The sequence below is a fragment of the Aeromonas cavernicola genome (assembly GCF_002795305.1).
GTDB lineage: Bacteria > Pseudomonadota > Gammaproteobacteria > Enterobacterales > Aeromonadaceae > Aeromonas > Aeromonas cavernicola.
This window is the reverse complement of record NZ_PGGC01000095.1, coordinates 1-13,211: the sequence shown is the minus strand read 5'-3', so window position 1 is coordinate 13,211 and position 13,211 is coordinate 1. Positions and strand designations below refer to the sequence as shown.

At 46.7% G+C, this 13,211-nt stretch carries 12 protein-coding genes; 5 read left to right on the top strand and 7 right to left on the bottom strand.

Annotated features, from left to right (window positions below; all coding sequences use genetic code 11):
• Position 1: 1 nt before the first annotated feature.
• Both CUC53_RS11015 and CUC53_RS11010 read right to left on the bottom strand, forming a co-directional pair.
• Positions 2-625: a response regulator transcription factor gene (locus CUC53_RS11015; RefSeq protein WP_100294211.1), complete on the bottom strand. Its 624-nt coding sequence runs from the start codon at positions 623-625 to the stop codon at positions 2-4.
• A gap of 663 nt (positions 626-1,288) precedes the next feature.
• The gene (locus CUC53_RS11010) at positions 1,289-2,380 is read right to left on the bottom strand and encodes an extracellular solute-binding protein (protein WP_100294210.1); all 1,092 of its coding nucleotides are present in this window, start codon (positions 2,378-2,380) and stop codon (positions 1,289-1,291) included.
• A 1,001-nt stretch (positions 2,381-3,381) separates the two neighbouring features.
• Here CUC53_RS11010 and CUC53_RS11005 point away from each other — a divergent pair.
• A complete protein-coding gene (locus CUC53_RS11005) occupies positions 3,382-3,831 on the top strand; it encodes an AraC family transcriptional regulator (RefSeq protein ID WP_100294209.1) in 450 nt (149 codons plus the stop codon).
• Between the two features lie 97 nt (positions 3,832-3,928).
• Here the strand turns inward: CUC53_RS11005 and CUC53_RS11000 are convergent, their stop codons facing one another.
• Positions 3,929-4,840: a LysR family transcriptional regulator gene (locus tag CUC53_RS11000; RefSeq protein ID WP_100294208.1), complete on the bottom strand. Its 912-nt coding sequence runs from the start codon at positions 4,838-4,840 to the stop codon at positions 3,929-3,931.
• A gap of 307 nt (positions 4,841-5,147) precedes the next feature.
• Between CUC53_RS11000 and CUC53_RS10995 the strand changes: the two genes are divergently transcribed.
• From CUC53_RS10995 to CUC53_RS10980, 4 genes are all read left to right on the top strand, one after another.
• On the top strand, positions 5,148-5,834 hold the full coding sequence (locus CUC53_RS10995; RefSeq protein WP_100294207.1) for a pirin family protein: 687 nt from the start codon (positions 5,148-5,150) through the stop codon (positions 5,832-5,834).
• A gap of 59 nt (positions 5,835-5,893) precedes the next feature.
• Positions 5,894-6,286 carry a DoxX family protein gene (locus CUC53_RS10990; protein ID WP_100294206.1) on the top strand — a complete coding sequence of 131 codons (393 nt, stop codon included), beginning with the start codon at positions 5,894-5,896 and terminating at the stop codon, positions 6,284-6,286.
• A 214-nt stretch (positions 6,287-6,500) separates the two neighbouring features.
• Positions 6,501-7,088 carry an ester cyclase gene (locus tag CUC53_RS10985; protein ID WP_100294205.1) on the top strand — a complete coding sequence of 196 codons (588 nt, stop codon included), beginning with the start codon at positions 6,501-6,503 and terminating at the stop codon, positions 7,086-7,088.
• Positions 7,089-7,186: 98 nt separating this feature from the next.
• Entirely contained in the window at positions 7,187-8,221 is a 1,035-nt protein-coding gene (locus tag CUC53_RS10980; protein ID WP_100294204.1) for an LLM class flavin-dependent oxidoreductase, read from the top strand.
• Between the two features lie 135 nt (positions 8,222-8,356).
• On the opposite strand, the gene mglC is transcribed toward CUC53_RS10980, so the two are convergent.
• The 4 genes from mglC to CUC53_RS10960 form a co-directional block, all read right to left on the bottom strand.
• A complete protein-coding gene (gene mglC, locus CUC53_RS10975) occupies positions 8,357-9,367 on the bottom strand; it encodes a galactose/methyl galactoside ABC transporter permease MglC (protein ID WP_100294203.1) in 1,011 nt (336 codons plus the stop codon).
• Positions 9,368-9,382: 15 nt separating this feature from the next.
• A complete protein-coding gene (mglA, locus tag CUC53_RS10970; protein WP_100294253.1) occupies positions 9,383-10,903 on the bottom strand; it encodes a galactose/methyl galactoside ABC transporter ATP-binding protein MglA in 1,521 nt (506 codons plus the stop codon).
• A 53-nt stretch (positions 10,904-10,956) separates the two neighbouring features.
• Positions 10,957-11,943, bottom strand: coding sequence for a galactose/glucose ABC transporter substrate-binding protein MglB (gene mglB / locus CUC53_RS10965; protein ID WP_100294202.1), 987 nt, complete (start codon positions 11,941-11,943; stop codon positions 10,957-10,959).
• Between the two features lie 254 nt (positions 11,944-12,197).
• Positions 12,198-13,211, bottom strand: a 1,014-nt coding sequence (locus CUC53_RS10960) for a beta-galactosidase small subunit-related protein (RefSeq protein ID WP_476692210.1), incomplete at its 5' end; no start/stop codon positions are given.

Sequence of the window (13,211 nt, the reverse complement as noted above, 5' to 3'; positions counted from 1 at the left end):
TTTATACCAAATTATGTCTTTTGGCAAAATTTATTAAATCAACAATATTACTAACATTAAGTTTATTCATCAGCCTCGTTTTATACGTACTTATTGTCTTTTCACTTAAAATCAAATCGGCAGCTATTTTTTTATTACTTTCGCCACGCACAAGTGCAAGTAATACGCTCATTTCGCGAGTAGAAAGAGCCTGCAATGCTGAATTATCATCCACATGAGCAGTTTGCGAGGCATCAAAACGCAAACCATGCTCAAAAATGACATATCCAGATAAAACCCTATCAATCACTTCTTTAAGCTTGCCTAAATCTTCCATTTTGGAGATAAAAGAACAAACACCCAACTGAATACAGCGGGTTTTTATGTGATCACTATCATGTGCACTTAAAACGATCACTTTAGGCCTACACTCTAATTCATTGATTCGTTTAACCACATCTAGGCCATCAATACGTGGTATATTAATGTCTAGAATTAAGATATCAGGAACCAGTTGACGAATCTGAGCTAAAGCATCAACACCGTTATCGTACTCACCAATCACTTCGTGCCCACCGCTTGTCGCAATCATCTTGACGGCCATCCTGATTGCAGGATGATCATCAACGATAATGATACTTGCCATCCGTACACCCTTTTAATGTAGGTATTTTCCTAAATATAGAGCATTGTCATTTAATCTGACAATAGAATAATCTTTATTTTTCAAAAATATAGAGGTTGCTCGCAGTTAATAGAGCTCCAATGAGGGCCTTTTTGTCACGATAAAGTACCTTGCCTAGGTATTATTATAAAAATTTTGATTATCATCAAAATTTATTGCAAGCATTAGGCAATGTTAAATTTTGCCCAAAGTACAGCAAGGTGATGATTAATACTTTGACGTTGATATCATTTTTCTGCTAGGCATTGCTCAGAACAAAAGCCCGACTACATCACATGTTGTCATTCTAAAAATAGGCTTTGGTGTAAATGGCACATTTATTGACTAACGATTTCTGAGGATTGATTGATAGTAGGCATTCTTTAAATACGACATCTTAAAATGTTATTGCTAGAAGTCATTGGCAGGATGGAGGTTAATTAATAGAGGTATAAATGATAACTCGATGTTAAAAATACAGTAAAATATATTAACAATGATGGGGGGACGATAATAATCGTCCATTACTGACTTTACTATGAGGATAACATATTAAAAAATAAAATATCGTGAGCGCTAAACTAAATTATTCTATTTGAAAGAGCCCCAACAATAGTCCAAGCTATTGTTAAGGCACTCATTAATTTAAAGCAAGCTCAATATCTCAGGATCAGTTAGTGGTGAGCCCCCCTGAACAGGTCCAATTTTTTCTTCTATCTGCTTTTTAAATATCTCTAGAGACTCCCTGTCGATCATGAATTTAAAGAAATCGATCGGAGATGTGTTGGAATAAGTGTTATAAGGCCGATAACCCACTTTAGCCTGAACATCATTTCGAACGGACCATTGAATCCATTTTTCTTGCATTTTTTTAGAGGTAAGCCAGCTCATATATAACTTGGCTGCCGTTTTATGCCTCGCGTTCTTAAATATCCCGCCAGTTTGTGCCCACGTTAAGAATGTGTCTTCGGTAGGTAAGACGGTTTTGCCCGTAGTGGACTCAGTGAAGCTAGCAGCAACACCAAATGTAGCCATTTTTTCTCCTCTGGCTACAACCGCACGAGGTGCCGCAGTCCCTCTAATCCAGCGTGGATTCTGAGCTAATAATTTATCTAAAAATTCCCAGCCATACTTATCCACTATTTCCTTATATAAATAAAGAACAGCATCATCATCGTGAGGATAGGTAAGTATTAAATTATCCTTATACTCAGGCTTAAGATAATCATTGAAACTATCCGGCTCAGATATAATATTGTTTTTGTTAACATAGTGAGCAAAAGTTATCATATAGACAGGCAAATAATAACCATCTTGATCTTTTATGTCATTTGGTATTTTATTCCAACTCGCTGGTTTAAATGCCTCCAAATGACCTTCGTCTCGCCAGCGTTGAAAATTTTGTACCGTTTGTAGATGTGTCAAATCTGCGGTTGGATTACCTAATGCTAGCTCTTTATCAATCGTGATGTCATGAAATTTTGATAAATCAGTTATTAGTTGTAAATCGATATCAGGAAAATCCTTCTTCCATTCAGTCACAATCCAATTATTGGGAGAGGTAGGAGCATCACCACCTGCCCAGACAATCAACTGTCTTTCCCCTTGTGTTTGCGCATCACGATATAGTGATGCAATTTCATCCTCTTCGGCATTTATCGAGTTACCACGGTTATCTTGGTTACATGCGGATAATAGGGATGAGGCCAACATAACGGTTAGTGCTATTTTTTTCACTGGTATTCTCCATTAAACATGAGTGTAAAAATGAATTAATCATTACCGTTTGCACGTTTAATTTTAAGTTAAGGCTGTCGGTATAAATAGCCACAATATCTAAAAATAACTATCAACTATTTGTAAATAAAACAGATCTGTTTTTACGCATGTAACACTTTTAGTTTGTAAATACTGACAGTATTGTAGTTTTTACATTTAGTTTAATAAGGATCTTTAATATTGAGGTGATAGGGTATTATTCTGTTTTTTTAGAATAAAAAACCATCAGCAAACATTATTCATTAATAATCACCTATTACAATGCCACATGTTCTAATGGAAAATTCAATTTGAAGCACTTGAAGAGATAAATAATTACCACCAATTTGATTATTTATTGCACAATAAAGCCTTATGAGAATGTGTTATTACCCATCTATCCGCGTTATGTTTAAGCACCATGCGATGGTTTTCGATATTTGACATCATCTCAATTGATTTGGTCGGATGAGTATCCACACAATGATTTAAAACAGGAGGTGACAAATCAATATCGTCTACCATATTTTTCATATGGCTGGTTTTTCCTTCACGGTAAGGTCTATTCGCTCTTTTTATGCTGCTGATACGGTATTGAGATGCCGTAACTATCGGTTAATGTAGCTAATAACCTATCTTGGTAAGTGTGATTGGCGTTGTTAAATAAAAGAATTTTCCACTGGCTAAAAGCGACACGAGCCTAAACGTCGCACTTGGAAGCCGCACTCCTGTGTCACTGCTATGGTGGTGCACGGAAAGTTCTGCTGATTTCAATGATTGAAACTGCGCAGATATGCGTTTGTTCAACAACGCCGGTGTGATTGGCACAGCCAGTTTGGACTTCCATCGCACACAGAAACTACAGCGAACACCTAGCTTGTGAGGATTTCGAGCACGAAGCAGGGCCAACATGGTGAGCTAAATAGACTAATTTGGGGTGGGTTCTAAATCTTGGATAATAAATAAGGAGGATATGGCAGATGAAGATTGAACGGATGGCTCCTCGTACCTTGGCTTATATCCGAGTAACCGGACCATACGGTAAAGACTATCAAACGGTATGTGACCGACTTGAGCAATGGGCAACCACTCAAGGGTTAGTCGGGGTTGAGTTCATCTTTATTTACCACGATAACCCTGAAACTACTCCTCCCCCGCAATGTCGCACCGATATCTGTGTCACCGTACCCACAGACGCCAAAGGCAGTGGCGGGGTGTCGATTCAGCAGTTTGTGGGTGGCCGTTATGGGTCATCACGCTTCACGGTAACCGATCCGGCTCAGTACCCTCAATTGTGGCGCCAGCATATCAGCGATGTTATCCATGCTGGCTATTCTTTGCTGCAGGCTCCCTGTTTTGAGCACTATCACCGTTATGACCCACTAACCCAGGTCGCAGATGTTAGCTTTTGTTGTCGCCTAACCGACTAGGCTAGGTGCAGCCCAAGTTGTTTTTGTTGACTCTCGGTTCTCATCGTTTCTTTATACAATGAGCAATGGTATCGAGTATGCAGCCACTCTGCATGGCTTACGCCGTATCCGTAAAGAGCTTAGGTATTTCACGCACCAGCCAGCTTTTGGCCTTACCCATGGTATCGCGGCGCCAAGCCAAAACTACTTGTACTTGGTGGCGATACTCAGGGCTAATCACCTTCAACTGACCACTCTTGATCTCCTCTGTGACATAGCTATACGGCATCGTGCCGACACCGATACCCGCAAGTAACGCATCTCGTTTCTCTACCATGGTGTTCACAGTCAGTCGAGGCTGCTTATCGAGTAACCGATAGGTTAATACCGGTTTACGCAAGGCTGAATCCGCGACCGCGATTGCGCGATAACGACGCAGCGTCTCATCTGCCAGTGGTTCTGGCTCTTGGTGCAAAGGATGATCGGGATGCGCTACGTACAACATGACCTCCTCTTTGAGCAAGTGATGTTTAATACCCGTCAAGACGGTCCCCGCATTGAGGGATGAAATGAGCAAGTCGGCACGACCATCCTCCAAACATTCCCAGCTACCGGCTAGCGATTCGGCACGGAATCGCAATCGGGTATTGGTTTGGGTTGCCAACTTTTCCACTAAAGGATAAAGGGTCTGTATCGGGACAAGCGCATCCACAGCAATCGTTATTTCGGTTTCCCAGCCCCTTGCTAGTGCTCGCGTTTCCCCTACCAAGTGTTCGGCTGCCTCTAGTAGCACGCGTCCTCGCTCTAATAGCATGCGACCGGCAGGGGTAAACTTAGTGCGATGACCGCTGCGGTCAAACAGCATGGCATCGAGATCATCTTCCAGTTTTTGCACCGTATAACTAAGCGCAGAGGGCACCTTACCCAGCTCATCGGCAGCAGCAGCAAAACTCCCGCGACGATCAATGGCATCGAGTACCCGAATGGCCTCTAGGGTTAACGCTCTGTCTTTGTTTACTTCCTTCGCCATTACCCACCTTCAATTTTTTTGAATTTGTTTGCCAGATAAACTCGCTAACAAATGAGGTCAGTTAACATTAGTATTTTACTAACGGCAAAAATACGCTGTTAAATGCGTTTTTGACATAAAATTTCTGATGTCAGGATCATTTTTGCGGTGAAAACCAAGTGAACATAAGCAAATAAACAACATAATATTTGAATGTTCTCTTAAAAATAGCAGGTGTTGGCACTCAACAACGTTGATGGCTTGTAGCAGCCAAACCTGACAATGCAAGGAGCGTAACCGACTGTAATAACGCTGTGGGGGATACAACATGATGGAACTAAGGCAATCTGAAGCGCGTGGTCATGCAAATTTTGGCTGGCTAGATGCTCGCCATAGCTTTTCCTTCGGTCACTATTATGACCCGAAATGGATGGGACACTCCGTATTGAGAGTGCTCAATCAGGATTTTATTGCCCCTGATGGTGGTTTTGCGACGCATCCCCACGCCAATATGGAGATCCTGACGTGCGTGCTAGCTGGCGTCATCGCCCACAAGGATAGCCTTGGCCACGTTGCGCAGATCCCCGCAGGTGAATTTCAGTTAATGAGTGCAGGGTCTGGTATTCGTCACAGCGAATACAACCCATCGCAAAGCGAACCGCTCTCATTGTTGCAAATCTGGATTGAACCTAACGAGGTAGGTACGCCGCCTAGTTATCAGCAAAAGCAGATAGCGGCTAAACCAGGCTTAACACTCATAGCGTCACCCAATGGTGAAGCAGGCTCTCTGACTATTCGCCAACAGGTGCGTATATGGCGATTAGAGTTATCCGCAGGTGATAGCTACGATTGGCAGCTCGCCGGTCAGCACGGTTATCTGCAATTAATCTCAGGGGAGTTAATGGTCAATAACCTGACCGCTCGATCTGGTGATGGGATTCTGAGCCGCGATGAAAATAACTGGCGGCTAGTCGCAACTTGCGCCAGCCAAGGGTTACTATTTGATCTACCCTAACGTCGCCGATATTGATGTATAGTCAAGGGCGATATTGTGTAAATAATGAGGATGTTAATATGGATAAGATGAAAGATTTGGCCTTATTACTAGGTCGCGTGTTGTTGAGTAATATTTTTATTGTGACTGGCGGGCAGAAAATCGGTGGCTATGCGGGGACTCAAGGCTACATGGAGTCAATGGGGGTGCCGGGTTTCGTCTTGCCATTGGTTATTTTATTGGAGCTAGGTGGTGGTATTGCTTTGGTTCTTGGCTTATTTACGAGAAGCCTCTCTATTCTCCTAGCAGGATTTTGCGTTATCACGGCAGTGGTGTTCCATTATCAACCTACTGAATACATGCAGATGCTGTCATTTATGAAGAATATCTCTATCGCAGGTGGCTTCTTAGCTTTAGCTGCGGCAGGTGCGGGAGCATTTAGTATGGACAGTAAGCTAGGTAAAAATTGGTAATTTTTTAATTTTTTAATTTTTTAATTTTTTAATTTTTTAATTTTTTAATTTTTTAATTTTTTAATTGTTGTGTATCCTCCTGCTACACTTATGGCAGGAGGATGTAAAAACTAATAAACTAGCATATAGTGCGTTTGTATTCTCCGTTTGGTCATTTAAAAGCTGTCGATATTGATTATCCCTTGTTTGATTCAGCATACAGGTAGGTAATATTATGAATCGTTTTTCTATTGCTGGACTTTTAATTTTTACATCCATGCAGTTAACTTATGCAGCAGAAAATAAGCCTGATGATTTTTCCTCAATGACGCCAGAAACTAAGGAAGAAAGGATAAATAAAACCTTAGAACAGTTCAAAAAGGAAAGAATAGAGGTCGAGAAAAATCTAGATAATTTTGATGACTTAGACTTTAACGTATACAGTCATCAGAAATGGGATGAAATGCATAGAAGCCATGCCAAGGATATTATTGTTCATTATCCTGATGGAACGACAACCAAGGGACTAGAAGAGCATCTGGCTCGGTCTAAAAAGATATTTTCATTTGCCCCTGATACTGAAAATCCAATTCATCATGTTCGTATTGGGCAAGGCAAATATACTGCTGTAACCGGGGTTTGGCGTGGTACCTTTACTAAACCAATGACGCTAGGGGATGGTACAGTTGTTCAACCTACAGGTAAGCGTTTCGAGATTGAAATGGCAACAGTGGCTAGATGGAATGATGAAGGAACCATGGATGAAGAATGGTTATTTTATGATGATTATACCTTCATGAAGCAAATCGGTTTACTGAAGTAAATTATTTTACGTTAACGTTTAATTATGTTTTCCAATGTGTTTGCCGATACGAAAGTATCGGCTTTTTTTTGAATATACTAAGTGTGAGTGACGTAAATATGAGTTTACATCCTAATGATTTCATATTTGGTGCATCTACCATAGGCGCCAATATACCAGATCCAGACAATGCTCGCGTTCTAACAGATAGAGACCGAATTGCTCAGATCATTAATATGGGCATTTTGTGTGAACAATTAGGTATTGATGCATTTGCCATTGGTGAAAGTCATGAAGCAAACTTTGTTACCCAGGCGCATACTGTGATGCTTGCGGCTTTAGCCGCGGCAACAGCTCAGATAAAATTATTTAGCTCAGTATCGGTGCTTAGTACTCAAGACCCCGTTCGGGTATATGAAGATTTTTCAACACTTTCACTGTTATTTCCTAAGCGGGTCAATCCTGTCGTTGGACGAGGCTCACGTCTGGGGAGCTATCAGCTTTTTAATGTCAATGAGGCTTTTTACGACGATATATTTAGAGAAAAATTAAACTTATTGCTGGCGATTAACTCAGCGGGTATAAATAAATCGCCGCTTACATGGCAGGGAAAGTATAGAAGCAATATTAATAATTTGCCTGTATTACCTTACTGCGATACTGGTTTAAATATTTGGCATGCAGTCGGTGGCTCACCAGAGAGTGTATTATCGGCGGCCAAGCATGGCTTGCCTATGATGTTGACGACATTGGCAGGGCCGAATTCATCCTATGCTAGGATGATTGACTATTATCGTGAAAATTTTGTGGCTAGCGATATATTACAACGACCAAAGGTAATCACGACGAGTTGGTTTTTTGCTGCCGAGTCAGACGAGCAAGCGGTCACCGAATTTTATCCCTATTTTAAAAATATGAATAAGTACTTAAGAGGAAGTGATGTAACCATTGATTTTTTATATAACTGCTTAGATGTAAATAACTCGATGATGATCGGCTCGATTGAAACCATCACCAATAAGCTAAGAACGCAATATGAACTGTTTAATCATGATGGTTTTATGGCGCATCTAGATACCGGCTGCTCACAAGAAGAGGTCATCACGAAGAATATCTATTTTTTTCGTGACATCATCAATACATTAAAAAAGTGAGTTTTGTAGGCATTTTTCGGTGCTGTGTTTCAAATCAGTCATCAGGTTACCACTGCGCTGTATATGGGCCATTGGTTTGCTGCTTGGGCTTTGCACCTGATCAGGGTGGCAAAGCCCAACAGAGTAGGGGAGGGGCTACTTTTTCTTGGCGTATTTCATGGAGTCCAGCGCCACGGCCAGAATGATGATGCCGCCCTTGATGATGAACTGCCAGTAAGGGCTGACCCCGATATAGGTCAAACCATAGTTGATCAGGGTGAAAATCAGCACGCCGGTGATCACTCCAGCAACTGTCCCCACCCCGCCGGCAAACGACACCCCGCCCACCACGCACGCCGCAATGGCATCCAGCTCGTACATGAAGCCGAGGTTGTTGGTGGCGCTGCCGATCCGGCCCGCTTCTAGCATACCGCCGAACGCGTAGAACACCCCTGCCAGCGCATAAATCATCACCAGATTGACCGCCACGTTGACGCCAGACACTTTGGCGGCCTCGGGGTTGCCACCGATGGCAAAGATGTTTTTGCCAAAGCGGGTCTTGTTCCACAGTACCCAAACAAAGACGCTGGCGATGGCTGCATAGAAGGTGAGATACGAGAGCTTGAATCCTCCTATTCGGATAAACCCTTGAGCAAAGCTGGAGAAGCGGGGATCAAACCCGGCCACCGGCGAAGCCCCCACCGAGTCAAAATAGAGGGAGTTGATGCCATAGACGATGATCATGGTCCCTAGGGTGGTGATAAACGGGGTCACGTTTAGGTAGGCCACAATCAAGCCATTGATCAGGCCAATCAGCGCGCCTACGGCGCACACCAGCAGGATCACCACTGGGATGGGTACTACCCCTAAATCTGGGAACACCTTGTTGACGTTATCCAGCGCTTGCAGCATGGTCGCCGCGATGAGCGCGGCCAGACCAACCTGACGGCCGGCCGACAGGTCGGTGCCTTGGGTAATAATAATGCCCGCCACCCCCAGCGCGATGATGACCCGCACCGAGGACTGGGTCAGGATGTTGCTGAAGTTGGTGAGGCTCAGGAAAGAGGGCTCTTGGATCACGATGACCATAAGCAGCACCAGCAACACCAAGTAGATGGCGTTTTCCTTGAGCGCTTGCAGCAGATTAAAATTTTTAACCGACGTCATAATGTCTTCCTGTCGCTAGAGGTAGAGCGATGCCAGACGCAGTATCTCGCTCTGGTCAGTGGCTTTGGTATTGACGATGCCAGCGACCCGGCCATTGCTCATCACCATGATCCGGTCGGTGATGCCAAGTAGCTCGGGCATTTCGGAGGAGATGATGATGATCCCCTTGTCCTTTTTCGCTAGCTCCAAAATAAGCTGGTAAATCTCAAACTTGGCCCCTACGTCGATGCCGCGGGTGGGTTCGTCGAGCATCAGGATCTCCGGTTGGGTCAGCAGCCAGCGACCGATGATCACCTTCTGCTGGTTGCCGCCAGAGAGGGAACCGATCTGGGTCTGCTGGGTCGGTGTCTTGACCCGCATGGCGTCGATCACCCACTGGGTATCACTCTTCATCTTGTTATCGCTGAGCAGCCCCATGGAACCTTTGTAGCTGTCCATGTTGGCGATCAGCGAGTTGAAGGCGATGTCGAGCCGCGAATAGATACCGGTGGAGCGGCGCTCTTCCGTCACCAGCGCAAAGCCGTTGCGAATCGCTTCGTGGGCGTTGTGGTTGGCCACCTCTTTGCCATGAAGTTTGATGCTGCCCTGACTGCGATCGCGAATACCGAACAGGGTCTCGACGATATCGGTGCGCTTGGCCCCCACCAGTCCTGCGATGCCGAGGATCTCCCCCTTGTGCAGGTTAAAGCTGATATCTCGAATGGAGGGCTGGTTCTTCGCCGTCAGGTGTTCGATCTCGAGGATCACCTCTTGCGGCTGGTTGGTTTTTTCCGGGAAACGCTGGGTCAGTTCACGGCCAACCATCATCCCGATGATCTGATCCATGGTCATGCCCTTGAGCGGCTGGGTTGCTACCCACTGGCCATCCCGCAAGATAGTGATCTCGTCACAGAGTTGGAAGATCTCCTCCATCTTGTGGGAGATGTAAACGATGCCGCACCCCTTATCCTTCAACTTGTTGATGATCTTGAAGAGGTGGTTCACCTCTTTCTCGGTCAGGGAGGAGGTGGGCTCGTCCATGATGACGATCTTGGCATCGTAGGAGAACGCCTTGGCGATCTCGATCATTTGCATCTGGGAGACCGACAGGGTCGCGACCTTCACCTTGGGATCGATGTCGATATCCAGTTCATCGAAGATGCGCCGGGTGTCGTCATACATCTTGCCGTGGTCGATAAACCACCCCTTGGTGGGGTAGCGGCCGAGCCACATGTTGTCCATCACGGTACGCTGCAACACCAGGTTGAGCTCCTGATGCACCATGGAGACGCCATTTTCCAGCGCCTCTTTCGAGGAGCTGAAGTTGATCTCCTGCCCCTTGAAGAAGATCTTGCCCTGATCCTTCTCGTAAATGCCGAACAGGCACTTGAGCAGGGTGGATTTTCCCGCGCCGTTCTCGCCCATCAACGCATGCACAGAATGAGGACGGACCCGTAAATTGACATTATCGAGTGCCTTGACGCCGGGAAAGCTCTTACTGACGTCAATCATCTCCAACAGCCATTCTGCTTGTTGCTGTGTTGTCATATCAGCCATCACATCTGGTTGAAAAAAGGGCAAGGGGATCTCCCTTGCCTTGGAGGAGGGAATTACTCGAATTGGGACAGGTTGTCTTTATCCACACCAACGTAGGCAACACGTACTACCTTGTTGTCGATCTTCCAGTTGGTGCCTTCACCGGCCGGTTTGCCTTCAGCCAGGTTGTTGGTCAGCTCGAAGGTGGCTTTGGCCTGGTTGGCGGCATCGTTCAGCACGGTGCCCGCCATGGCACCGCTCTTGACCATGGCCAGCGCTTCCGGTAGCGCATCGACGCCAAACACCGGAATGGCGGTTTTGCCCTGCGCCTTCAATGACTCGACTGCTCCCATTGCCATGCCGTCGTTGTTAGCGATGACCACTTCGATCTTGTTGGCGTTGGGGCCCGAGATCCAAGCATCCATCTTGTCTTTGGCCATGGCGGTGTCCCACATGCCGGTGTCCATATGTAACTGATCGGTCTTGATGCCACCGTCGTTCAGGGTCTTGACCACGTAGGAGGTGCGCGCTTCGGCATCTGGGTGACCGGGCTCCCCTTTGAGCAGCACGAACTGGATCACCCCATCCTTGTTCAGATCCCACTCCGGATGGGCTTTCCAGTGTTTGGCAATCAGCTGACCCTGGATGATCCCTGACTCCTTAGAGTCGGTGCCCACGTAGTAGGCCTTGTCGTAGCTGGATAGTGCGGCAGCACTGGGTTCCTTGTTGTAGAACACCACTGGGATATCTTCGCTGCGCGCTTTGTCGATCACCACGGGGGCGGCAGCGGGATCAACCAAGTTGATGGCCAGTGCTTTAACCCCTTTGGCCAGCAGTACGTCAATCTGGTCATTCTGCTTGGATTGATCGTTTTGGGAGTCATTCATCAGCAGCTCGACATCAGGCTTGGTCGCCGCTTCTTTCTCGATGGCTTTGCGTACCACCGCCATGAAGTTATCGTCGTATTTGTAGACGGTTACCCCGATGCGGGTCTCCGCGTGGGCGTTGGCACCTGCCATCATGGTCATCAATACGGCAGCAATCGTGGTGATTTTTTTCATTGTTATGCTCCGATCTCTCTATCTGTTTTGTAGGGGAGGGGGGGCGCTGTGTTGGCAGATCGCGTCGCTATCGCCTGCAATCAGCGCCAGCCTAATGTAATCAATTTGTTGCCGCGATGACTGTGATCATGACGACAAATTGAAAACGTTTACACTCTGTTACATACAAAAAATTACATGGTATTCAAAAAGTTAACTTTTAAGTCAACAGTGAAGACCTGATTGCAGCTGGATTGCCAACGAGCTGCTTAAATTCAGCGTAGAACACAGTGCCAAGAGTAGTGGCCGGGCCGTAGCCAATATTCTGGTCGTACGCTCTGACTCCACGAGTCATCCCCTCCAACTCCCATGTGAAAACCATCGAGACACACATGCACTCCTCGCTCAGCAGTCAGGTCAGTCTGGTGGCGGGCCTTGGCCAGCTGCGGCTGGCTATAGCGGCTGACGCTGAAGTGAAAGTGGCCCTCTATGGTGATACCTGCCAGTTGTAACTGGCGGGTATCGCAGCGCAACCCGTTATCAGTGGGATAGATATAGGGGGTATGCATTGCTGCCAGCGGCTGTTGCCAGCGGCCAAGGTCAGCACTGAGTTGGCGATCTGGGTAGTTTTCATGGGGCCCGCGTCCGAGCCAGACGACCCGCTGTTGTGGGTCCCATTCCCCCTTGGCTAGCCACAGGCTGGCACCGATCCGCGGCAGAGAAGGCATCACACTAGCGGAGGTGACCGCGATGGTGAGTAACATGGCGCCATCGGCGCTGAATTGGTGCTGCCAGCGGGTAAGCAGACGGGCTTCCCCCGCTACCAAATAGCAGTCGCTGACCTGAATGTGGCCCAAATGCGGACTCGCGTCGATGGCAAGGCAGCGATGGGTCAGGTCGTTGAGTCCTGCCTGCTGCCAGCGGGCAATCCAAGCACTGGGATCGGCGTGATCCGCCTCGCTGGTGCCGATGTCGTTGTCCAGCGGCGCGCGGTAGAAGTGGTCGCGAATCGGTGCCAGCAGCTGCTCCTCGCCCCCTTTGCGCCAACTGGTAATGCGGCCGCTCTGCTTGTCGAGCTGCCACTGACTGTTGGCGGCGGTGACTAGCCAGTAATCTGGCTGCTCGGTAAGGGTGGCCGCTGTCGTCGGCGCAGGCAGAGCGAGGGGGGTGGGCAGGGTAAATTGCTGGCGGGCCACCTCATGCCCTGCGACTGACCAAGGGGTCGCCTGTGGTTGGATGATGGCTAGATCGAGCCACGCCAGTGAGCCTGCGACAAAGGGCGGCAGTGT